The sequence below is a fragment of the Vreelandella boliviensis LC1 genome (genome assembly GCF_000236035.1).
Lineage (GTDB): Bacteria > Pseudomonadota > Gammaproteobacteria > Pseudomonadales > Halomonadaceae > Vreelandella > Vreelandella boliviensis.
In genome coordinates, this window is record NZ_JH393259.1 from 107,959 (window position 1) to 129,338 (window position 21,380).

Annotated in this window: 20 protein-coding genes and 1 tRNA gene; 6 read left to right on the forward strand and 15 right to left on the reverse strand. The window is 53.0% G+C overall.

The annotated features are described in order from the left end of the window. Positions 1 to 148: 148 nt before the first annotated feature. Entirely contained in the window at positions 149 to 1,549 is a 1,401-nt protein-coding gene (locus KUC_RS15005; protein ID WP_007114071.1) for a GntP family permease, read from the reverse strand. A gap of 206 nt (positions 1,550 to 1,755) precedes the next feature. Between KUC_RS15005 and KUC_RS15010 the strand changes: the two genes are divergently transcribed. Continuing rightward, a complete protein-coding gene (locus KUC_RS15010; RefSeq protein ID WP_007114072.1) occupies positions 1,756 to 3,105 on the forward strand; it encodes a Na+/H+ antiporter family protein in 1,350 nt (449 codons plus the stop codon). Between the two features lie 81 nt (positions 3,106 to 3,186). Here the strand turns inward: KUC_RS15010 and KUC_RS15015 are convergent, their stop codons facing one another. From KUC_RS15015 to KUC_RS15030, 4 genes are all read right to left on the reverse strand, one after another. After that, positions 3,187 to 3,918 carry an RNA methyltransferase gene (locus KUC_RS15015; RefSeq protein ID WP_007114073.1) on the reverse strand — a complete coding sequence of 244 codons (732 nt, stop codon included), beginning with the start codon at positions 3,916 to 3,918 and terminating at the stop codon, positions 3,187 to 3,189. 247 nt (positions 3,919 to 4,165) lie between these two features. Beyond that, on the reverse strand, positions 4,166 to 5,809 hold the full coding sequence (gene groL, locus KUC_RS15020) for a chaperonin GroEL (RefSeq protein WP_007114075.1): 1,644 nt from the start codon (positions 5,807 to 5,809) through the stop codon (positions 4,166 to 4,168). 85 nt (positions 5,810 to 5,894) lie between these two features. Then, complete coding sequence (locus tag KUC_RS15025; RefSeq protein WP_007114076.1) at positions 5,895 to 6,188, reverse strand: co-chaperone GroES; 294 nt, start codon at positions 6,186 to 6,188, stop codon at positions 5,895 to 5,897. Between the two features lie 374 nt (positions 6,189 to 6,562). Continuing rightward, positions 6,563 to 7,048, reverse strand: a complete 486-nt coding sequence (locus KUC_RS15030; RefSeq protein WP_040481370.1) for an FxsA family protein — start codon at positions 7,046 to 7,048, stop codon at positions 6,563 to 6,565. A gap of 181 nt (positions 7,049 to 7,229) precedes the next feature. Between KUC_RS15030 and KUC_RS15035 the strand changes: the two genes are divergently transcribed. Further along, complete coding sequence (locus tag KUC_RS15035) at positions 7,230 to 7,991, forward strand: SDR family oxidoreductase (protein ID WP_007114078.1); 762 nt, start codon at positions 7,230 to 7,232, stop codon at positions 7,989 to 7,991. A 103-nt stretch (positions 7,992 to 8,094) separates the two neighbouring features. Here the strand turns inward: KUC_RS15035 and KUC_RS15040 are convergent, their stop codons facing one another. The 3 genes from KUC_RS15040 to KUC_RS15050 form a co-directional block, all read right to left on the reverse strand. Next, positions 8,095 to 9,081 carry a hypothetical protein gene (locus tag KUC_RS15040; protein ID WP_040481197.1) on the reverse strand — a complete coding sequence of 329 codons (987 nt, stop codon included), beginning with the start codon at positions 9,079 to 9,081 and terminating at the stop codon, positions 8,095 to 8,097. Between the two features lie 55 nt (positions 9,082 to 9,136). Next, on the reverse strand, positions 9,137 to 9,781 hold the full coding sequence (locus KUC_RS15045; protein ID WP_007114080.1) for a hypothetical protein: 645 nt from the start codon (positions 9,779 to 9,781) through the stop codon (positions 9,137 to 9,139). A 337-nt stretch (positions 9,782 to 10,118) separates the two neighbouring features. Beyond that, positions 10,119 to 10,203, reverse strand: a tRNA-Leu gene (locus KUC_RS15050). Positions 10,204 to 10,286: 83 nt separating this feature from the next. Here KUC_RS15050 and KUC_RS15055 point away from each other — a divergent pair. Both KUC_RS15055 and KUC_RS15060 read left to right on the forward strand, forming a co-directional pair. After that, positions 10,287 to 10,991: a ComFC family protein gene (locus KUC_RS15055; protein WP_040481199.1), complete on the forward strand. Its 705-nt coding sequence runs from the start codon at positions 10,287 to 10,289 to the stop codon at positions 10,989 to 10,991. A gap of 43 nt (positions 10,992 to 11,034) precedes the next feature. Beyond that, positions 11,035 to 12,009: a serine/threonine protein kinase gene (locus tag KUC_RS15060; protein WP_007114082.1), complete on the forward strand. Its 975-nt coding sequence runs from the start codon at positions 11,035 to 11,037 to the stop codon at positions 12,007 to 12,009. Positions 12,010 to 12,037: 28 nt separating this feature from the next. Here KUC_RS15060 and KUC_RS15065 read toward each other — a convergent pair whose 3' ends face one another. Next, a complete protein-coding gene (locus KUC_RS15065; RefSeq protein WP_007114083.1) occupies positions 12,038 to 12,604 on the reverse strand; it encodes a TraB/TrbI/VirB10 family type IV secretion system protein in 567 nt (188 codons plus the stop codon). A 352-nt stretch (positions 12,605 to 12,956) separates the two neighbouring features. On the opposite strand from KUC_RS15065, the gene folE reads away from it, so the two are divergent. Both folE and KUC_RS15075 read left to right on the forward strand, forming a co-directional pair. Beyond that, on the forward strand, positions 12,957 to 13,508 hold the full coding sequence (gene folE, locus KUC_RS15070) for a GTP cyclohydrolase I FolE (protein WP_007114084.1): 552 nt from the start codon (positions 12,957 to 12,959) through the stop codon (positions 13,506 to 13,508). A gap of 120 nt (positions 13,509 to 13,628) precedes the next feature. Then, positions 13,629 to 15,086, forward strand: coding sequence for an NAD-dependent succinate-semialdehyde dehydrogenase (locus KUC_RS15075; RefSeq protein ID WP_007114085.1), 1,458 nt, complete (start codon positions 13,629 to 13,631; stop codon positions 15,084 to 15,086). Between the two features lie 145 nt (positions 15,087 to 15,231). Here the strand turns inward: KUC_RS15075 and purH are convergent, their stop codons facing one another. The 6 genes from purH to accB form a co-directional block, all read right to left on the reverse strand. Beyond that, complete coding sequence (gene purH, locus KUC_RS15080) at positions 15,232 to 16,848, reverse strand: bifunctional phosphoribosylaminoimidazolecarboxamide formyltransferase/IMP cyclohydrolase (protein WP_176459016.1); 1,617 nt, start codon at positions 16,846 to 16,848, stop codon at positions 15,232 to 15,234. A gap of 48 nt (positions 16,849 to 16,896) precedes the next feature. Beyond that, positions 16,897 to 17,235: a DNA-binding transcriptional regulator Fis gene (gene fis / locus KUC_RS15085; RefSeq protein WP_007114087.1), complete on the reverse strand. Its 339-nt coding sequence runs from the start codon at positions 17,233 to 17,235 to the stop codon at positions 16,897 to 16,899. Continuing rightward, a complete protein-coding gene (gene dusB / locus KUC_RS15090; RefSeq protein WP_007114088.1) occupies positions 17,232 to 18,299 on the reverse strand; it encodes a tRNA dihydrouridine synthase DusB in 1,068 nt (355 codons plus the stop codon). The genes fis and dusB overlap by 4 nt, the downstream gene beginning before the upstream one ends. A gap of 113 nt (positions 18,300 to 18,412) precedes the next feature. Beyond that, positions 18,413 to 19,327 carry a 50S ribosomal protein L11 methyltransferase gene (gene prmA / locus KUC_RS15095; protein WP_007114089.1) on the reverse strand — a complete coding sequence of 305 codons (915 nt, stop codon included), beginning with the start codon at positions 19,325 to 19,327 and terminating at the stop codon, positions 18,413 to 18,415. A gap of 113 nt (positions 19,328 to 19,440) precedes the next feature. After that, positions 19,441 to 20,781: an acetyl-CoA carboxylase biotin carboxylase subunit gene (accC, locus tag KUC_RS15100; protein ID WP_040481202.1), complete on the reverse strand. Its 1,341-nt coding sequence runs from the start codon at positions 20,779 to 20,781 to the stop codon at positions 19,441 to 19,443. A gap of 31 nt (positions 20,782 to 20,812) precedes the next feature. Further along, positions 20,813 to 21,280, reverse strand: a complete 468-nt coding sequence (gene accB / locus KUC_RS15105) for an acetyl-CoA carboxylase biotin carboxyl carrier protein (RefSeq protein ID WP_007114091.1) — start codon at positions 21,278 to 21,280, stop codon at positions 20,813 to 20,815. Positions 21,281 to 21,380: the final 100 nt, after the last annotated feature.

Here is a 21,380-nt window from a genome sequence, read left to right on the forward strand (position 1 = left end):
ATGCCAGAGTGTAGAGTGAAAGAGTACCTAAAAAGTTGATCCTGCGCATGGAGATGAGTTAACAAAGCCGACTACCTAATAGCAGCAGCGAATAGCGACGAAATTGGCAGACTGTCAGTTGGCTCACTATCGCATGCGTTGTGCGATTTTAGAAGCTGCCAAACAGTGTTCCTAAGGTAATGACGCTGAGTAGCGCGATGACCGGCAATGCAATGGTTACCATGGCAACGTTGCCATAAGATTGGCGATGGGTAAGGCCGCAGATAGCGAGCAGAGTGATCACAGCACCAGAGTGGGGGAGTGTATCCATGCCACCCGCCGCCAGCGTTGCCACACGGTGCATTAATTCAGGGTTAATGCCTGCTTCTTGCGCCATGGCTAGGTATTCGCTGCCTAGGGTCTCTAGCGCAATGGAGAGTCCGCCGGAAGAGGAGCCAGTGATCCCAGCCAGCACGCTCATCGCCATAGCTTCTGAAATCAGAGGATTGCCGGGGGATGCCGTAAGCACTGCATCGCGGATAATCGCAAAACCTGCCAAACTGGCAATGACGGCACCGTAGCCTACCTCTGAAGCAGTGTTGAAAATCGGAAGTAGTGAGCCCAAGCAGCCTTTATTGATGCTCTCTTTAAGATCCATCCAATGCTTCCAGCGGGTAATAATCAGCCATGCAGATGCGCTGAGTAGGGCGATCAGAATGGCCCAGAGCCCGCTCTGACCCGATGGGGATACATTTTCAAACTCGTCGCTGATAAAGGTTAAATCAAGGGCGGGAAATACGCCGTAGGTAAACAGTGCATTCAAACCAATCACCATTATGATTGGTATCAGTGCCAGCCACAAAGGAAGGCTTGCGGTGGGTGCTTGTTCTTGTTCTTCATTGGCAGCTGCTTCGCGCTCAGTATGTTGGCCGTATCCTTCACCATTAGATGCCGCTTTTTTTACCCGTGACTGAAGATAGAAAGTCCCCAGCCCAAGCATAATCAGCCCGGCGATCATACCGAGACCAGGTGCTGCAAAGCTATTGGTTTCATAATAAGGAATGGGAATCGCGTTCTGTATCGAAGGTGTTCCCGGTAGGGCTGTCATGGTGAAGGTGAAAGAGCCAAGCGCAATGGAAGCAGGAATTAGCCGTTTGGGCAAATTGGCGCTACGAAACAGTTCGCGGCTGATCGGATAAATGGCAAAAGCAACGACAAACAGCGATACGCCGCCATAGGTGAGCACCGCGCAGGCCATGACGACGGTAAGCACGACATGATGGGTGCCCAGCTTTTTGACAATCCCGTTGGCAATCGATTGGGCAGCACCGGAATCGGCCATTAACTGCCCAAACAAAGCACCCAATAGAAACAGCGGGAAGAACTGGATCACGTAGTTGCCCAGCGCGCTCATAAAGGTATCTGTGTAGATCGGCAATAAAAATGCGGCATCGCCAGAGAGCAGCACCGCTAAACATGCCATAAGAGGAGCCAGCAGCAGTACCGAAATGCCGCGATAAGCGAGGAACATTAATAAAAGCAGTGAAATGACAATCGCGAGTATGCTCATACGAGCTCCTAAGCAAACAGTAAAGTAGCCGACGCTGAAATTCAGTGAAAGAGCGATGGTAGGTAGTATGGTGCGATGCAGCAATGGTGTCGCGACTAAAGTAGCAATGCGTTAAGCATGAACCGTGGCCTTAGGTTTACCTATTTAATCTGCTAAAATCCGCCCCCTTCGCCGTTAATGACCTTTCAATTGCTCTAGGAAACTTCATGAATGCAGTAATTCTTGCGGTGCTGGTGATGGTGGCGCTATCGCTGGCGCGTGTCTCTGTGGTATTTGCTTTAGTGGTGGGTGCTTTGGTCGGCGGTTTAGTGGGCGGGTTGTCACTAGAACAAACGCTGGATGCCTTTAATACAGGCGTGGGCGGCGGTGCCCAGGTGGCACTGGCCTACGCCACTCTGGGGGCCTTCGCGGTGGCGATTTCCCGCTCTGGGTTACCGGATATGCTGGCTAATCGTTTGATTACGCTGTTGGGTAAAGAAGAGGCCACTGTCGCACATCAGGCGCGGGTCAAAATGCTGTTGCTAACAGCTGTATTGTTGGTGGCTATCTCTTCTCAGAATGCTATCCCGGTACATATTGCCTTCATACCGGTGCTGATTCCGCCGTTGTTGACCGTGATGAACCGTTTGAAGCTGGACCGTCGGGCGGTGGCATGTGCGCTCACCTTTGGTTTAACAGCGCCTTATATGTTGCTGCCAGTAGGGTTTGGGGCAATCTTTCTAAACGATATTCTCCTGGCCAACTTAAATAGCGCTGGTGAACCACTAGGTTTAGAGATTACCCGTGGCATGGTGCCAATGGCCATGGCAATACCGGTAGGTGGCATGGCGCTAGGACTAATCGTTGCGCTGCTATGGAGTTACCGCCGCCCGCGTGAATACCAAGCCGAAGATATCGCTAACGCCAACGTTAATGAAGGCCATACGCCCGCCAAACCGCATATGCTTGGGCTTGTGATGTCAGGGGTAGCTATTGTGGCAGCGCTCGGGCTGCAGCTTTATAGCGGCTCAATGATACTGGGTGGCTTGGTAGGGATTGGTTTGCTTTCAATGGGCGGAATATTCAAGTGGCGTGAAGCAGACGATCTATTTACCAGCGGTATGCGCATGATGGCGCTGATCGGTTTTATCATGATTTCAGCAGCGGGCTTTGCTGAAGTAATGAAAACCACTGGTGAAATTGATGCACTGGTATCGGGAGCCTTTGCGCTATTTGGCGATAATCGCGGCTTAGCAGCGCTGGTAATGCTGCTGGTAGGGCTATTTATTACCCTGGGTATCGGCTCGTCGTTCTCAACGATTCCGATTATTGCCGCCATCTTTGTGCCTTTGGCGGTACAGTTTGGCTTTTCGCCTATGGCCACCGTTGTATTGGTGGGCACGGCGGCAGCACTGGGCGATGCGGGTTCGCCAGCATCTGATTCAACCTTGGGGCCCACTTCAGGCCTTAACGTTGACCGTCAGCACGACCATATGTGGGATAGCGTCGTGCCGACGTTTTTGCACTACAACATTCCGTTAGTGGGCTTTGGCTGGCTAGCGGCGATGATGCTCTAAGGGCGCTGTACGGAAACTACTGCTTTAAAAATAAAAAGGGACAACTTCGGTGGGTTGTCCCTTTCCTCGTTTTAATGATCACTATTTAGGCAGATGGCTTTCAAGTGCGCTTAATAGCCCCCGCAAAAGCGAAAGTTCTTTGCGGCTGGGTTGTGCGCGGGCGAAGAGGGCTTGAAGTTGCTCTTCAGTGCGGGCGTGGGGCTGGGTTAAAAAGCCGCTCTCCTGCATTAAACGGCCCAGGTGTGCTTGAAAGTGTAAAAACTGTTCGCGGCTGGGCGGCGTTGCCTCCAGCGGGCGTTGATAAGCAAAGCCGCTATCCTCACCTTTGCGCCAAGCGCGGTGCACTTCATAAGCCAGGATCTGTACAGCCTGGGATAAATTCAGGATGCCGTAATCAGGATTAGCCGGAATACTCACCTGATGCGTGCAGCAGCGAATTTCATCGTTAGTGAGTCCGGAGCGCTCGCGCCCGAACACTAGCGCCACCGGCGCCGTTTGCGCGTTCTGGATGACGTCTGCCGCCATCTCATCGGGTTCGTCAAAGTGGGGCAAGGGCAGGCTGCGTAAGCGCGCACTGGCACCGACGACCTGGACGCAATCGTTAACGGCTTCCTCCAGCGAGTTAACCACACGCGCACTCTCCAGCACATCGGTGGCGCCCGCTGCTAGCCGAGTCGCTTCTTCATCGGGGAATAGACGCGGATTAACCAGCACCAGCTCGGTTAGGCCCATGGTCTTCATGGCCCGTGCCGCAGCGCCGATGTTGCCGGGGTGGAAGGTCTGAACGAGTACGATACGGATATGCTGCAACATGCGCTGGTGCCCAGTAGTTAAAAAATATAGCGTAAAAAATCGCGCAGATAGTAGCACGTTCGGCCTCGGGAATGGCTGACAAGTGTTGTGGCATCAGTTTCAACATCAGCTTCAAAAACAGTTTCAAAAACGGTATCGACAACCCCACGGCTGTACACGCCTCAAAACGCAAGAACCCCGCACAAGGCGGGGTTCTTGGTGACAGCTAATCACTAGCTGTCAAAAGAGCAAAGGGCTCAGGGGCGCATTACATCATGCCGCCCATACCACCCATTCCGCCCATGCCACCCATATCAGGTGCAGCGTCTTTCTCTTCCGGATCTTCTGCAATCATGCACTCAGTGGTGACCATCAGACCAGCAACAGAACCAGCAGACTGCAGTGCAGTACGGGTTACTTTCGCCGGATCTAGAACACCCATTTCGAACAGATCGCCGTACTCGCCGGTCTGTGCGTTGTAGCCGAAGTTACCTGTTTCATCTTTAACACGATTGATAACAACGGCAGGCTCTTCACCAGCGTTAGCAACGATTTGACGCAGCGGTGACTGCATAGCGCGTAGCGCCATGTTGATACCGTGGTTCTGGTCTTCGTTTTCGCCGGTCAGGCCTTGTACTTTTGCCATTACGCGAACCAGTGCAGTACCGCCACCAGGCACTACGCCTTCTTCAACGGCTGCACGAGTAGAGTGCAGGGCGTCTTCAACGCGGGCTTTCTTCTCTTTCATTTCCACTTCGGTAGCTGCACCGACACGGATAACGGCAACACCGCCTGCCAGTTTGGCAACACGCTCTTGCAGCTTCTCTTTGTCGTAGTCAGAAGAGGTGTCTTCGATCTGGGCGCGAATCTGGCTAACGCGTGCTTCGATATCACCTTCTGCACCAGCACCGTCGATGATGGTGGTGTTCTCTTTAGACATAGTCATACGCTTAGCGGTACCCAGGTGGTCTAGGTTTGCCTGCTCAAGCGTTAGGCCGACTTCTTCAGAGATAACCGTGCCGTTGGTCAGGATAGCGATATCCTGCAGCATGGATTTACGACGGTCGCCGAAGCCCGGTGCTTTAGCAGCGGCTACTTTAACGATGCCGCGCATGTTGTTCACAACCAAGGTTGCCAGAGCTTCGCCTTCGATATCTTCAGCGATGATAGCCAGCGGTTTGCCTTGCTTAGCAACAGCTTCTAATACCGGCAGCAGTTCACGGATGTTGGAGATCTTTTTATCCACTAACAGGATGTAAGGATCTTCCAGTTCAACCGTCATGGTGTCCTGGTTGGTAACGAAGTAAGGAGACAGGTAGCCGCGATCGAACTGCATACCTTCAACGACTTCCAGCTCGTCTTCAAAACCACGGCCTTCATCAACGGTGATGACGCCTTCTTTGCCGACTTTTTCCATCGCTTCAGCGATGATTTCACCGATGCGCTTGTCACCGTTAGCAGAAATAGTACCTACCTGGGCAATCGACTTGGTGTCGGTGCAGGGTACAGACATGGCTTGGATTTCTTTAACCGCAGCAGCCACGGCTTGGTCGATGCCGCGCTTAAGATCCATCGGGTTCATGCCCGCTGTTACGCCTTTCAGACCTTCTGCGATAATCGCCTGGGCCAGAACAGTAGCGGTAGTCGTACCGTCACCTGCGGCGTCAGAAGTCTGTGAAGCGACTTCTTTGACCATCTGAGCGCCCATGTTTTCGAACTTGTCTTTCAGTTCGATCTCTTTGGCGACAGAAACACCGTCTTTAGTCACGGTGGGGGAGCCGAAGGATTTTTCCAGTACTACGTTACGGCCTTTCGGGCCGAGGGTAACTTTTACCGCGTTGGCAAGAACGTCGACACCGCGTGCCATACGTTTACGAGCATCATCGGAGAACTTAACTTGTTTAGCTGACATATCTGCAACTTCCTAATATTGAATGCAAAAACGTGAAAGTAAATAGTCGAAGTGCTGGTTAAATAAGTACCAGCTGCAACGATGCTTAGCCTTCAACAACGGCAAGAATATCGGCTTCGCTCATGATCAAGACTTCTTCGCCGTCGATTTTTTGCTTTTCGACGCCATAGCCATCTTTAAAGATCACGTTATCGCCAACCTTAACGTCTAGCGGACGGACATCGCCATTTTCCAGAATGCGACCATTACCGACGGCGAGTACTTCACCGCGTGTCGGCTTTTCTTGTGCATTGCCCGGAAGCACGATGCCGCCTGCGGTTTTCTGCTCTTCTTCAACGCGACGGACGATGACACGATCATGCAAAGGACGGATATTCATTCACGTTCTCCTGAGTATGGTTGAAGCCCTGATGAGGGCGGTTAGTTTAAAAGTGTTCTCGAGGGAGTGATCCGCGAGAAGTGAAGACCTCACGGTCTTCATTGTTAATGGCAGCAACCGTTTAGATCACTGCCGAATTTGTATGCTGAATGAAAAGTGGGGGCTGCGGATGACCTTTCAAGGGGGCGGGTAATAAAAAATTGCATTTCCGCTGCTTTTCTTCCAAGTAGAGCCTTAGGTTTGTACGAAAAGTCGGCGAGTGAAGGCTAGAAAAGGCAAAACAATGAAAAAGCGGAGTTTACGGGGTGTAAATGAGCATTTTGAGATGTTTTTTAACGCCGTATGGCCGAGCACCGGCAGTTTTCGTGCAAAACCTAGCGACGGCGCGGGGGCTCATCTCTACTAATAAAATCCCCCTCTATCGGGCCATCCTGTTGTGACGACTGACTGTTTTGATATTCATTAGATTCGTCTGCTGAAGTGCTTGGGCCTTGCTGCTGCCCGACCACCGTTTTAAGCCCCAGCCAGGTCAGGGCCTTGAACATCAGCTGGCGTGCGCTGGGAATCAAACACGCTAGGCCGAGAGCGTCAGATAAAAAGCCTGGGGCCATTAATAAGGCGCCGCCGAAGATAAGTGCAGCACCGGTTAATAGCTCTCTTGAGGGGATTTCTCCGGCCTCCATGCGCTGGCGTGCCCGTGCAAATGTGGATACACCCTCTTTGCGAATCAGGTGTAGCCCTACAACACCTGTACCGAGCACTAAGAGTAGGGTCGTGAGTAGGCCAATCTGGCTGCCAATCGAAAACAGAACCACAAAATCAAGTAAAGTGAAGAGTGATATAAAAATAAGTATAGGCATGGATAACTCCAGAAAAAGCAGCTCGATAACAGTCTTAATTGCGTAATATGGTGACATAAATATAAATAGCAAGCAGCCATCATTGCGCTCTCCAGCGGTGATGTGGCTCGATTTATGTCAATAAATCTTTTATGCTGCAATGCACAATGAGGCTGGTTTAATCTATCGTAAGGAGTTACCAATGGAACTTACCAATAAAGTAATTGCAGTCACGGGTGGGGCGCGTGGGTTGGGCTATGCCATGGCGCTACGATTGGGTAAGCAGGGCGCGCATATAGCACTGCTGGACATGAACCCTGAAGCGCTTGATCAGGCGGTATCGCAACTTTCTGCCGAAGGTATCGACGCTCAGGCGTTTGTGGTGAACGTTGCAGAGGAAGCTTCCGTGACTCAGGCGTTTGCCGATATCGCGCAACGCATGGGGCCTATCAGTGGCTGTGTCAATAATGCGGGTATTACCCAGGATGCGCTGCTGGTAAAGGCCAAAGAAGGACAGGTGGAAAAACGCATGTCCTTAGAAGCTTGGCAAAACGTTATTAATGTCAATTTAACCGGTGTTTTCGTGTGTGGACGTGAAGCCGCCACCCAGATGATAGAAGCAGGTCATGAAGGTGTGATCGTCAATATCTCCAGCATTTCCCGTGCGGGTAATATGGGGCAGAGTAACTACGCTGCCGCAAAAGCAGGCGTGCACGCGTTGACGGTTACCTGGAGCCAAGAGTTGGCACGCTATGGCATTCGTACCGGCACCGTAGCGCCTGGATTTGTTGCTACCGAGATGACTGCTGCGATGCGCCCCGATATGTTGGAGCGTATCTCGTCAAGCGTGCCGTTAAAGCGTTTGGGTGAGCCCGATAATATTGCCCAAAGCGTGGCTTTTATTCTTGAAAACGACTACTTCACTGGGCGCGTAATTGAGTGCGATGGTGGTTTGCGGCTGTAGCTTATTGCCGTTGTATTACATGGGTTTGCTATAAAGATGGGCGGCCCTTTAAGGCCGCCCGCGGTGCGTGTTGAGATTGACTCTTGAATTCTGTACTTAAAGCTTAAAAGTAATCGCGGCTAATCGTCCGCTGAAAGTACATCTCCAGGCGCAGCGTCATCGCCCAGCGTGGGTCATAGCTAACGTCGCGCTGGAAGTGTAGTTCTGGAATCACATCGGCGAATAAAATACCTTTATGAATATCGCGGCGGTAGCGCGTTTGCAGATAGTAATTGGTCATACGGGGATTGGAGGCGCTTTCACCGATGGCTATCGCCGAGTAGCGCAGTGCGCTGCGCCGGTTAATGCGGTGATTGATTTCAGCAATTTCACTGAATTCAAGTTTATCTTCTTCCTCGCGCCACTGAACATTAGTGATAAAGCGTAAGTGACGACGTTCACTTAACGGCCGGCCGACATCCCAGCGTGTACGCGCTGAGTAGCCTTCATTGTTGAACCATGAAACACGGTTATGCGACTCAAGCTGCCACGGCCCTTCGCCCAGTTGCCATAGGCGCTCGCTGGTGAAACGCACGTAGGGGTCAAGGGGGAGGCGGAGACGAACACCGGCACCCACTCGATTACTCCAGTTTTCGCGTTTATCGCGGCTCTCTAACCAAGCCAGGCCTAGCGTAGAGGTGCGCCGGTCACGCTGGTCATTGGCAAGCCGCCCAGAACCTTGCTCTTCTAGAGTGCCTTGTGACTCTTCCGGGTCACTCTCGATTATCAACCTCAGGCGGTCTTCCGAAGTGGGTAGATCGATCCGGTAGCGAAGAGAAGTATCGCTACGGGTGCCGTCACCCTCCATCCAATCGATTTCTTGGCCTAAACGTAGATAGGACTCGTTGTTGACCTGCATGTGGTCTTCAGTGCCAAAGAATCCATCGATACTGCGCGACGTACTATCTACCCAGTTACCTACACTTTCACGAAACGGCTCTATGCGTTCTTCCGCCCACTCGGGTAAGTCACTATCTTCCTCTTCGGCATACACATTAGTCGATACCGTAGTAAGTAGGCTAAGCCAGCAGAGGGTTACAAGTTTATGCATCGTAGGTAGTCTCGGTAATGGGGCGCGTCGCCGCTTAGCCAGTAATAGAGTTAATTCAGCGTGCTTTATGGGTCTCGATCTCTTTCGCCCATTCCAGAACACGCTTACGTTGGCCGCGGCTATTGAGTCGATCCGTATCGACGCTCGCGGGGATAAGCTGGTGATCGGGTGAAGCGCTTAGATCGAGGTTAAAGGTTCGCGATGCCCCAGTCGGCATATCCTCGGATCCATAAATGGCGATGACGCGAATTTCAAGTTGTATATTCTGCTCTTGCATCAGATTATCATCAATTTCCCAATACTCTTTAACTTGATTCACAATGTCCCCAAACGATTGAATGTTGAGGTAATCCCCAGAGGCTAGCGGACCTTGATGGGTGCGATAGCCAGCTTCTTGTGGCTCGTTTTTATGTTGCTCACACCTGCGCTGCTGATACTCCACTACGTCTAGGGAGTAACTGCGATGCTGGGCATGCAGCGCCGCTACTAGATGCTGAATATAGATTGCTTCACTGCTCATATTGCTGATTAAGCAAATAGCATCCACACCAATACCCCTGCCGCGATTAATAATCACACGAGGACGACGCTGCCGCACATAGCCGTTATAGAGTAACTGGGCATAAAATACCCATACAAAGAGCGTGCAAATGCTTGCTACAGCCGATATTGCTTGAGCGTTAGCGTTAAGCCATTCCATTATGTGAGATCCTTCTCATCCTTATTGGCGATACTCTTCCTGAATACATCGTTGGGTGATAGCCATTGAGGAAAATTTCGTAGAGTTATTTAATATAGAGACTAGCGGAAAAGCAGGGGCAAGTCAGCCAAATTGGCTACTGATAAAAGTCATTGTAGTAAATGTCAGGCATGCAAAAAAATGGCATTAAGCCATTCATGTTTTTCAAAGTAAGAGTAATCGTTTTGCGATAAACGTTGATCAAAAAAAGCTATCCATTTAGTACCTAGTATGAACTAGATGGAAACTATTTGAAACAGGAGGGGTAACGCTAACTTCTTGAAAACTAACAAGTAATTGGTGCGGATGGGGAGACTCGAACTCCCACACCTTACGGCACTAGAACCTAAATCTAGCGTGTCTACCAATTCCACCACATCCGCTAAGACGAGGCGTATATTATCAACTTTGTGGTAGAAGTCAATCAATGATTTGATGTTTATGCACATAGCCGTTAGGAGAGGGCATGGGTTTAAAGCAGTGGCTACAGCGGGGAGGACATTGGATCAAGCAGGCTATGCCTGGCTATTGCGCATTTTGCCTGGCGCCGGCATTAGCGGGGCGCGGGTGGTGCACAACCTGTTTAGGCGAGCTACCGTGGAACCTACATGCTTGCCGCCAATGCGGTGATCCTGTCTCCCATGGAGCGAGCTTGTGTGGGCACTGCTTAATTGACCCACCGGCATTTTCGACCACCCAGGCGGGGTTGCTGTATCAAGGGCCAATTAAACAGTTGGTTCATGATTTCAAATTCCATGCTTCTCCGCGGGCGGGCACGCTATTAGCTGAATTAATGCTGCTAACCCCGCCGATGACACAGGGTGATGCACTGTTGTCGGTGCCTATGACAGCTACACATGCTCGTAAACGTGGGTTTAACCAATCGCGTTGGCTGGCTGAAAGACTTAGCCGCGAACTTAATGTGCCAATAGTGTTTGCCAAACGAGTAAAGGATTCCCCCTCCCAGCGCACGTTGAATCGCCGCCAACGGGCTGCCAACCTAGCGAGCGCCTTTGAATTCGAATCACCGCCCCCGGCGCATTTGTTAATAATTGATGATGTGGTCACCACCGGCTCTACTGGCCACGCATTGGCGCGTGCCGCGCTGGATGCAGGCGCCAAGCGTGTTGATATTTGGGCGGTAGCGCGGACGCCGTTAGGTAAGGATTGATAGACTAGGCACTAATAAACAATCGCCAACCCAGGAGTGGCCTATGTCACACCCGTTTAGCTCTCTTTCACCCGATTTAGTGATGTCTGCAGTGGAGTCGCTGGATATTTGGCCTGAAGGCGAGCCGTTTGCGCTGAATAGCTATGAAAACCGTGTGCTGATGTTTCGCGATGACAACGGCAAAAACTGGATTGTTAAGTTTTATCGACCTGACCGTTGGTCTGATAGGGCGATCCAGGAAGAGCACGATTTTTTGCAGGAGCTGGCTGATCAACAGGTGCCGGTAGTTGCCCCTTGGCGTGATAAGGCGGGAGTGTCGTTACACTATTTTAAGGCCTTTCGGTTTACGCTGTTTCCTCATTGTCCCGGCCAGGCGCCAGAGCTTGATAACCCCTCACATCTTTTTGCCATGGGGCAGTTGTTGGGTCGGTTACACCAGGTGTCGGCTAAAAAAGTCTTTCAGCACCGTCCGCGTTTAGAGATGGCGAGCGGTATTCTTGATGCCCAGCAGCGCGTGCTGGCCAGCAATTGGATGAGTCGTCATCAGCGCCGGGCCTATGACCGTGTGATCGATAAGGTGCATCAGCAGCTTGTTAAACATAATGTGCCCACTAGCAGTATGATTCGCTGCCACGGCGACTGCCATTTGGGTAATGTGCTGGGACGTGACGAGCAGTTTACCCTGGTTGATTTTGACGACTGCACCATGGCACCCGCCATGCAGGATATCTGGATGCTACTGCCTACCGATGACCCGCAGGGGTGGCGCTCCCACTTAAATGAAATTACCGAAGGGTATGAGGAGACATGCCCATTTCCTACGGAGCAGATGGCACTTATTGAGCCGCTTAGAGGTTATCGGCTGATCAGGCACTCAGCGTGGCTGGTATCGCGTTGGGACGATCCCGCTTTTCCTCGGGCGTTTCCCTGGCTGGCGGATAGCGGTTATTGGGATCAGCATATCCGCCAATTAGAGCAGCAGTGCCTTCAGTTAAAGGACCCACGCTGGCTGGCGTAGTGCTTGCTACAAGGATTCAATCATTTTATTACTCGACTTCAGGATCAGCGGCTTCACGCGGTATAGGATTAGCGATGCCTTCTCCATTTGCCTGCTGACGTTGCTGATTAAGCTCCCTGGAGGGGTTGTCCAGTTCTTCAATCTCAACGGGTTGATCCAGCGTAAGAAGGAACGTCTGGCCTGGGGGGAGTGTGCACGGGCTGCCTTCGCAAGCGATACCGTATTGGCCATCTTCGCCATAAGCGCTGGCACTAAATTCGCCACTGAAAATATCGCTGTCAGCGCCGTGCGTTTCAATGCAGGTGGCCTCTTGGGTGGTCACGCGAATGCGCTCGTCAACCAGTTGCGCACTGCCTATGATAACGCAGTAATTCGGTAAAGAGTGCGAGGCGCTTGCTGCTTGAGTAGGGTGCAGCAAAATATCGTTAAGGCGTGTTTGGTTTGACTCAAACGTAAGCTCTTCAACAACCTCGACGCCGACGGTTGCTTCATTGGGCAGCGAAAACGTGGCTTCTGCAGCGGTAGCCAATATCGGGGTAGCAAAGAAGGGGGCCGCGAGGGCGGTTAACCAAAAAGGCGTTGGCTTAAATGACATGGCGAGCTCTCAATGTTGGCGCCTGCAATATAGGCAGTAAAATTAAAACGGTTAATCATATCACAGGCCCCTAGGTTGCAAAGTTAACGACGCGGCGCTCTGACGCAGGTAAGGGAGTCACAGGCAACCTAGATGCGGTAAAATGCTCTTTTTGCTCAATACTCGTTGTGCAGGCATTTTTAAAAGTATACCTTTTGTACAACGTTTGTGGAGGAGAGGCGCTGATTAACGTCGCTCTAATAATGATTTACTTTTCATGCGCAAAAAGGGTATAGACCCATGATGACCGCCTGGACGCGATTGCGCATGGTTTTTGAGCTGGTTTTTGAGATGGTTTTTGATGAGGTTAAATATGTCCGATGATATCGCCGAGCACTACCGCCAGATAATCTCAGCACTTGGCGAAGACCCTGACCGAGAAGGGTTACGAGATACGCCTAAACGTGCGGCCAAGGCCATGCAGTTTCTCAATGCGGGCTACACTCAGTCATTGGACAGCATTATTAATGGTGCGGTGTTTGAGGCGCAAACGGATGAGATGGTGCTGGTAAAAGACATTGAGCTCTACTCAATGTGTGAGCATCATCTGCTGCCGTTTATCGGCAAATGCCATATTGCCTATTTGCCCAATGGCAAAGTGTTAGGACTGTCCAAGTTTGCCCGGATTGTCGACATGTTTGCCCGTCGAATGCAGATTCAGGAAAACCTAACCCGCCAGATTGCAGAGGCAGTGCAGGACGTTACCCAGGCAAAGGGTGTTGCTGTGGTAATTGAAGCGCGACACCTCTGCATGATGATGCGCGGCGTGGAGAAACAAAACTCCAGCATGACATCGTCGGTAATGCTAGGTGGATTTCGCAAGAATCAAGCGACTCGGCAAGAGTTTTTAATGCTCATTAGCTGAATTTATCGGTGGTCATTAGTCGATAAAGCACGCCGCAAATTTGGTTTAAAGGGGTGTTTCGTCTTAGCATGAAGACGTTAATGAGCCTACAAGGCCATCATTTTTGGTCAGGAGCCTGTCATGGAAGCGCTTAAAGAAACACAGCTGTATTGCCCTTTTGCCTATATTGATGGCAGTTGGGTCGCGGCAGATAGCGGCGAGCAGATTACGGTCTTAAACCCGGCAACCGGCGAAGCGATTGGCGATATTCCTCGCTTGGGCAAAGCCGAGACCGAGCGGGCCATTGATGCCGCGGATGCTGCGCTACCGGCCTGGCGGGCGCTGACTGCCCAAGAGCGCGCTGACTTGCTGCTGAAGTGGCACGATCTAATGCTTGAGCATCAGCAAGATTTGGCCATGCTAATGACCTACGAGCAGGGCAAACCACTAAAAGAGGCCGCGGGTGAAATTGCTTACGCGGCCAGTTTTTTGCGCTGGTTTGCCGAAGAGGCGCGGCGCGTTTACGGTGAAACGATTCCTGCGGCTAACGCCAATCAACGCATCGTCGTTACCAAGCAACCCGTAGGTGTGGTGGGTGCGATTACCCCCTGGAATTTCCCTGCGGCAATGATTACCCGTAAGGCCGGGGCGGCATTGGCCGCTGGCTGCACGATAGTGGTTAAACCAGCAAGCCAAACACCCTTTTCCGCTACGGCCCTGGCCCTTTTGGCTGAGCGGGCAGGTATCCCACGCGGTGTCTTTAACGTAGTGCCAGGTAGCGCTAGCGATATTGCCCAAGCGATGACCCAATCGCCCAAAGTGCGCAAGATTACCTTCACCGGTTCCACTGAAGTAGGGCGCAAGCTGATGGCCCAAGCGGCGGAACATATCCAGAAAATCTCGCTAGAGCTAGGCGGCAATGCGCCCTTTATTGTATTTGAGGATGCCGATTTAGACGCCGCCGTGGAAGGCGCTATGGCCGCTAAATTCCGCAACGCAGGGCAAACCTGTGTCTGCACTAATCGCTTTCTTGTCCAATCCAGCGTGATTAACGCCTTTTGTGAAAAATTAGCGGTCGCCATGAATAGCGAACTGCATGTAGGTGATGGCACCAAACCCAACATCAATATCGGTCCGTTAATCGATGATAACGCCGTTAAAAAAGTCAGCGAGCATGTGCAGGACGCCATCGATAATGGCGCTGAGCTGCTGCTAGGGGGGCATCCGCATCCGCTGGGCGGCAATTTCTTCACGCCGACGTTGATCAGTTTTGCGACTGACAAGATGAAAGTAGCCCACGAAGAGACTTTTGGCCCATTAGCCGCTGTCTTCCCGTTTGATGATGAAGAGACCGCTATTGAGATGGCCAATGATACCCAGTATGGCTTGGCTTCCTATTTCTACTCCCGTGACCTTGCACGCGTATGGCGCGTAGCCGAGGCGCTGGAGTACGGTATGGTGGGTATTAATACCGGCGCCATTTCCAACGCTGCCGCGCCTTTTGGAGGTGTAAAAGCCTCTGGCCTAGGCCGCGAAGGTGGTCATCAGGGCTTGGAAGAATACTTGGAAACCAAGTATCTGTGTATTGATCTTGGCTAGAACTTGATACGGGCCAGAAACTGGATATTGGTTAGCAATACATTGGTTATTAGTATTGATTGCTAATATTCAAAAGCCCCTTAGGCATGCTCCTGTCAAAAGAGCGCCTAAGGGGCTTTATATTTCTAATGGGGTTATTGAGGGCTTAGTGGCGGAAGTGGCGCATACCGGTGAACACCATGGCAATGCCTGCTTCATTAGCGGCGTCGATCACTTCCTGATCACGCATGGAGCCACCGGGCTGAATAACCGCGGTAATACCTGCCGCCGCGGCTGCATCAATGCCATCGCGGAACGGGAAGAAGGCATCAGACGCCATCACTGAGCCGGGAACTGAGAGTCCTTCGTCTGCGGCTTTAATACCGGCGATCTTTGCGGAGTAAACCCGGCTCATTTGTCCCGCGCCAACGCCCACTGTTTGGCCCTCTTTGGCGTACACAATGGCATTGGACTTAACGAACTTGGCTACCCGCCAGGCAAAAGCAAGGTCACGCAGCTCCTGCTCGCTGGGCGCGCGCTGGCTGACTACGGTCAAGTCGTCGCGGGTGACCATTCCGTCATCGCGCTCTTGCACCAGCAAACCGCCGTTGATGCGCTTAAAGTCCAGTGCAGGCTGTTGTTCGCCGGGCCAGTGAGCGCTGACGTCCAGCAAGCGTACGTTTTGCTTATTGGCCACGATGGCGGCGGCTTCATCGGTGACGCCCGGGGCAATAATCACCTCGACAAACTGGCGGTCAATAATTGCCTGGGCGGTTTCCGCATCCAGTGGCGTATTGAAGGCGATAATGCCGCCAAACGCGCTGGTGGGGTCGGTAGCAAAGGCTTTGTCGTAAGCTGCTAGGGCGGTGGCGCCAATGGCGACGCCGCAGGGATTGGCGTGCTTAACGATGACACAGGCCGTCTCGTTAAAGGCCTTAACGCACTCAAAGGCGGCGTCGGTGTCGGCCACATTGTTGTACGAGAGGGGTTTGCCTTGGAGCATTTTTGCCGTGGCAACGCTGGGTTCGCTTGCCTGGGAGTCAACGTAGAAGGCTGCCTTCTGGTGCGGGTTTTCGCCATACCGCATATCCTGCTTTTTATCCAGCTGCAGATTAAAGGTGCGTGGGAACGCTTCATCAGCGGCATTGACCTTCCGACCTAGGTAGTCAGCAATCGCACCGTCGTAGCCAGCAGTGTGCTCAAACGCTTTAACCGCTAAATCAAAGCGTGTGGCGCTACTGACTTGGCCATCTTGGGCAGCCAACTCGCCCAGCACCCGTGCGTAGTCACTGCTATTGACTACGATAGTAGTGTAAGCATGGTTTTTGGCGCAGGCACGAACCATGGTGGGGCCGCCGATATCGATATTCTCGATGGCATCTTCTAACGTGCAGTCGGGCTTGGCGACAGTGGCGGCGAAGGGGTAGAGATTGACCACCACCATGTCGATCGGCGTAATGTCATTTTCAGCCATGACCGCATCATCCTGGCCGCGACGGGCCAAGATGCCACCGTGAATTTTCGGGTGTAGCGTTTTAACGCGGCCATCCATAATTTCGGGGAAGCCGGTGTGCTCAGACACTTCTTTCACGGCAATGGCATTTTCTTGCAGCAGGCGGAAGGTGCCACCAGTAGAGAGGAGTTCAACGCCGTGTTCAGTTAGGCCGCGGGCAAATTCCACAATACCAGTTTTATCAGAAACGCTCAGAAGGGCGCGGCGGACGGGGGTAGCGTTGCTGTCAGTCAGGGAAGGATTATCAGCCATGAGAGAGTTATCAGCCATTAGAGTGCTCGTGTGCAGAGACGAGAATTAAAAACAACAACGCCCAGGTTATGGGGCGTCACCTTCGATAAGTCCGTATAACTTGAGTTTTTTGCGCAGGGTGCCACGGTTTAACCCTAGCGCATCAGCGGCCCGGGTCTGATTGCCGTCGGTGTGTTCCAAGACGCAGGCAAGTAAAGGCGCTTCTACTTCGGCCATCACCATGGCGTAAAGATCGGTAGCCTGGCTGCCGTCTAAATGCTCAAAGTAGCGACGCATGGCCGTTTCCACTGCCTCCCGAAGCGGCTGTGGCGGTGAGTTAGCCGCAGGATCAGCCAGCGTGCCCGCTAAGTGGGAGTAGCCCTCGCTGGAGTAGCTGTCGCTAGAGAGAAGATCGCGTTCGGTCATGCAGCATAGCTTCCTTTGGCTAGCAAACGCGTGGCGGCGCCGGGGGCCATCGCGTTGTTGATCCAATCAAATTGCGTTTCAGGTGACACTAACGCATTGAACTGCTGCTTAAGCGCACGCTGTTGAGGCGGCGTAAAGCGTTGGTCATCGCTTAGGTACCAGCCAACATGTTTGCGTGCGATACGAACGCCCATGGTGGTGCCATAAAACTCATGCAACGCTTCTACGTGTCCGTGAAGCACTTGGTGACGCTCCGTAAGGCTTGGCAACGCCATCCGTTCTCCATGTTGGAGGTAGTAGCTGATCTGTTGAAAGATCCAAGGGTTGCCTTGAGCGCCACGGCCAACCATCACTGCATCAGCGCCAGTGTAAGCGAGTACCTCGGCAGCTTTTTCCGGGCTTGTTATGTCGCCGTTGGCAATCACCGGGATCGAAAGGTGAGATTTGATCTCAGCAATTGTGTCGTACTCTGCCTGTCCAGTATAGCGCTGCTGGCGATGACGGCCATGCACGGCGAGTGCTTGAATGCCTGCTGACTCGGCAAGCCGGGCTATGCGCAGGGCATTGTTTGATTCGGCGCACCATCCCGTGCGGATTTTCAGCGTCACGGGTATATCAACCGCTGCTACCACCGCATCGAGAATCTCGGCCACCAAGGCTTCATCACGAAGGAGCGCCGACCCTGCCGCTTTGTTACATACTTTTTTAGCCGGGCAACCCATGTTGATATCAATAATCTGCGCGCCCAGTTCGGCATTTAAGCGCGCAGCCTGGGCGAGCATATCAGCGTCGCCCCCGGCGATTTGCACTACACGTGGGTCGGGTTCGCCGCGGTGATCCATGCGCAGCTGCGATTTGCGAGTATGCCACAAACCGGGGTCTGCAGTGACCATTTCACCCACTACCCAGCCAGCACCAAGCCGCCGACATAGCTGGCGAAAAGGCCTGTCGGTGACGCCGGCCATTGGCGCAAGCATTACCCGATTAGGTAATGCAAATGGGCCAATGGCGGCTGATCGATTGGCGTCTGGGCCATTGCTGGCAGGTAGTGTGGTTAACGTCATGGCGTCTGGCTTTGTTAGTTCTGAGCTGTGAGTGCAGGGCTGACGGCGAGTAGGCGTTTCAAGGGTGCGTATGATACGCCTACTCGGTGGTGGGGTGAAGGCCAATTGCCGCTTTAACGCGGACGCAGGCCGCTAAGTCGTACCCAACCTTCACGATTCACTGGCTCATCCATGGCGAGGCCTTGTGCCACATAGGCCTCATAAACATCATCGGCCTGGTTTGCCAAAATCCCTGACAGCGCAATGCGACCACCAGGCGCCACGTGGCCGGCAATCATTGGCGCTAGTTCAACCAGCGGGCCCGCTAAAATATTGGCGGTCACGATAGGGTAGCCGCCGTCATCGCTTAACTGCTCAGGGTAGTAGAGGTTTAAATCCGACTCGGCAATACCGTTTCGCTCGGCGTTGTCTCGGCTGGCCTGCAGCGCCTGCGGGTCAATATCGGTGGCATCGGCATGCCTAGCGCCCAGCTTGAGTGCGGCGATAGCCAGAATGCCTGAGCCGCAGCCCACATCCAGCACGGTCTTCTGGGCTAAATGGCCAGCCACAGCCAGTTCGTCCAGCCACTCCAGGCAGAGTGCTGTGGTTGGGTGCGTACCGGTACCAAAGGCGAGTCCCGGGTCGAGAATCAAGTTTACGGCGTCGGCTTGAGGTGGTTCGTGCCAGCTAGGCACAATCCAGAGACGCTGGCCCATGCGCAGCGGCGTGAAGTCATCCATCCACTCGCGCTCCCAATCCCGATCAGCTAGCAGCTCATACTCGATGGTTGGGCAGGCCTCACCAGGCATCTGTTCTGACCAAGCGGCCTCAATGCGCTCTAGCATGCTCTCGACGCCCTCCAGGTCATCGTAAAGGCCGGTGAGGATGGTATCTTCCCATAGCGGGGTTGTGCCGCGCTCGGGCTCAAATACCGGATCATCGTGGGCATCCTGAAGGCCAATGGCCGTCGCGCCTTCGTCAAGCAAAAGCTCTTCGAGGAACTCTGCCTGTTCGGGGGCGACGTGGGCTTTGAGTTGAAGCCAGGGCATGGAGGTTCTCCGCAAGGCGAATTAAAGGCATATACAGTAAAAACAAGGACGGGGTGGACATGGCCACCCCGCTGGGCATCACACAGTGCGCTGGAAAGCGCTTAGCTGCTGTATTAGTTGCTGAGTTTCTTTTCCAGGTAGTGAATGTTGACACCGCCTTGACGGAAGTAACTGTCGCGAACCAAATCTTTTTGCAGGTCGATGTTGGTTTTAATGCCTTCTACCAAGAGCTCGTCAAGTGCATTACGCATCCGCGTCAGGGCTATTTCACGATCGGCGCCCCAGGTGATCAGTTTGCCGATCAAGGAGTCATAGTGTGGCGGCACGGTGTAGCCGGTATAGAGGTGAGAATCCATACGAACGCCCAAACCACCCGGTGCGTGAAACAGTGTTACCTTGCCGGGCGAAGGCATAAAGGTGCGCGAGTCTTCGGCGTTAATCCGGCACTCAAAAGAGTGGCCATTGAGTTGCACATCTTCCTGGCGAATCGACAGCGGCAGACCCGAGGCAATACGTAGCTGCTCTTTGACGATATCCACGCCGGTGACCATTTCGGTGACGGGGTGCTCAACCTGAACGCGGGTATTCATCTCGATGAAGAAGTATTCGCCGTCTTCATACAAGAACTCAAAGGTACCTGCGCCACGGTAGTTGATCTTGATGCACGCCTGGCGGCACGCTTCAAGTACCTGGGCGCGGGCGTCTGGATCAAGGCCTGGCGCCGGGGCTTCTTCAAGAACTTTTTGGTGACGCCGTTGCAGTGAGCAATCGCGGTCATAAAGATGAATCGCGTTACCCTGGCCGTCGGCGAGCACCTGTACTTCGACGTGGCGCGGCTTCTCAAGGAATTTTTCCATGTAGACCGTGCCGTCGCCGAAGGCGGCGTGGGCTTCAGTACGGGTAACGGTAATCGCCGAAAGCAGATGGCCTTCAGTGTGCACCACGCGCATACCGCGACCACCGCCGCCAGAAGCCGCTTTGATGATGACCGGGTAACCAATGCGTCGCGCTGTGGCGAGATTAGTTGCGTCATCGTCACCCAAGGGGCCATCTGAGCCGGGTACCGTGGGAACGCCCGCTTCCTTCATCGACTGGATGGCGCTGACTTTGTCGCCCATAAGGCGAATCGTCTCGGCGCGGGGGCCAATAAAGGTAAAACCTGAGCGCTCAACCTGTTCGGCAAAGTTGGCATTTTCAGACAAAAAGCCATAGCCAGGGTGAATAGCGGTCGAGTCAGTGACTTCGGCCGCACTGATCAGGGCCGGAATATTTAAATAAGACTGTGCTGACGAAGCCGGGCCAATACACACGGCTTCATCCGCCAGACGAACGTGCATGAGTTCACGATCAGCTTTGGAGTGTACCGCTACGGTTTTGATGCCCAGTTCTTTACAGGCCCGAAGGATACGGAGGGCAATCTCGCCGCGGTTGGCGATAAGTACCTTGTCCAGCATGGGAGAGTCCACCCGTGTTGAAAATGAAAGATTAAGCGATAACGATCATGGGTTGATCGAATTCTACGGGCTCGCCATCTTCCACCAGGATGGCTTCCACTACACCGTCGCGGTCAGCTTCAATCTGGTTCATCATTTTCATGGCTTCAATGATGCATATGGTGTCGCCCTGCTTAACGCTATCGCCGACTTCCACAAATGATTTGGCGCCCGGCGCTGGGCTGCGGTAGAAGGTGCCTACCATGGGGGAGTTGACTGCTTCGCCACGGTAGCTTGCGCCCTGGGGCTCTGCTTCAGCAGCAGGTGCTGAAGCCGGAGCGGGTGCTGCTGGTGCATAGCCAGGATGCTGCGCATATTGCGGCATCGGCTGTGGCTGCCAAGAGGCACCATTAGGGTGACGGCTGATACGTACTGACTCTTCGCCTTCCTGAATTTCAATCTCGCTAATATTGGACTCTTCGAGCAGCTCAATCAGTTTCTTAACTTTGCGGATATCCATGGCATAGCCCTATCAATGTCATAAAAGGTAGTCACAAAGCGCTCGAGCAAAAGTGCAGGGAGCTCTTCATGGCGCGGACGTTGCGCAGTAAACCAAATTT

What these genes read in the sequence shown, in the direction of transcription:
- KUC_RS15005 (WP_007114071.1), bottom strand. Translation starts at nt 1,549, where the DNA reads ATGAGCATACTCGCGATTGTCATTTCACTGCTTTTATTAATGTTCCTC.
- KUC_RS15010 (WP_007114072.1), top strand. Translation starts at nt 1,756, where the DNA reads ATGAATGCAGTAATTCTTGCGGTGCTGGTGATGGTGGCGCTATCGCTG.
- KUC_RS15015 (WP_007114073.1), bottom strand. Translation starts at nt 3,918, where the DNA reads ATGTTGCAGCATATCCGTATCGTACTCGTTCAGACCTTCCACCCCGGC.
- groL (WP_007114075.1), bottom strand. Translation starts at nt 5,809, where the DNA reads ATGTCAGCTAAACAAGTTAAGTTCTCCGATGATGCTCGTAAACGTATG.
- KUC_RS15025 (WP_007114076.1), bottom strand. Translation starts at nt 6,188, where the DNA reads ATGAATATCCGTCCTTTGCATGATCGTGTCATCGTCCGTCGCGTTGAA.
- KUC_RS15030 (WP_040481370.1), bottom strand. Translation starts at nt 7,048, where the DNA reads ATGCCTATACTTATTTTTATATCACTCTTCACTTTACTTGATTTTGTG.
- KUC_RS15035 (WP_007114078.1), top strand. Translation starts at nt 7,230, where the DNA reads ATGGAACTTACCAATAAAGTAATTGCAGTCACGGGTGGGGCGCGTGGG.
- KUC_RS15040 (WP_040481197.1), bottom strand. Translation starts at nt 9,081, where the DNA reads ATGCATAAACTTGTAACCCTCTGCTGGCTTAGCCTACTTACTACGGTA.
- KUC_RS15045 (WP_007114080.1), bottom strand. Translation starts at nt 9,781, where the DNA reads ATGGAATGGCTTAACGCTAACGCTCAAGCAATATCGGCTGTAGCAAGC.
- KUC_RS15055 (WP_040481199.1), top strand. Translation starts at nt 10,287, where the DNA reads ATGGGTTTAAAGCAGTGGCTACAGCGGGGAGGACATTGGATCAAGCAG.
- KUC_RS15060 (WP_007114082.1), top strand. Translation starts at nt 11,035, where the DNA reads ATGTCACACCCGTTTAGCTCTCTTTCACCCGATTTAGTGATGTCTGCA.
- KUC_RS15065 (WP_007114083.1), bottom strand. Translation starts at nt 12,604, where the DNA reads ATGTCATTTAAGCCAACGCCTTTTTGGTTAACCGCCCTCGCGGCCCCC.
- folE (WP_007114084.1), top strand. Translation starts at nt 12,957, where the DNA reads ATGTCCGATGATATCGCCGAGCACTACCGCCAGATAATCTCAGCACTT.
- KUC_RS15075 (WP_007114085.1), top strand. Translation starts at nt 13,629, where the DNA reads ATGGAAGCGCTTAAAGAAACACAGCTGTATTGCCCTTTTGCCTATATT.
- purH (WP_176459016.1), bottom strand. Translation starts at nt 16,848, where the DNA reads ATGGCTGATAACTCTCTCATGGCTGATAATCCTTCCCTGACTGACAGC.
- fis (WP_007114087.1), bottom strand. Translation starts at nt 17,235, where the DNA reads ATGACCGAACGCGATCTTCTCTCTAGCGACAGCTACTCCAGCGAGGGC.
- dusB (WP_007114088.1), bottom strand. Translation starts at nt 18,299, where the DNA reads ATGACGTTAACCACACTACCTGCCAGCAATGGCCCAGACGCCAATCGA.
- prmA (WP_007114089.1), bottom strand. Translation starts at nt 19,327, where the DNA reads ATGCCCTGGCTTCAACTCAAAGCCCACGTCGCCCCCGAACAGGCAGAG.
- accC (WP_040481202.1), bottom strand. Translation starts at nt 20,781, where the DNA reads ATGCTGGACAAGGTACTTATCGCCAACCGCGGCGAGATTGCCCTCCGT.
- accB (WP_007114091.1), bottom strand. Translation starts at nt 21,280, where the DNA reads ATGGATATCCGCAAAGTTAAGAAACTGATTGAGCTGCTCGAAGAGTCC.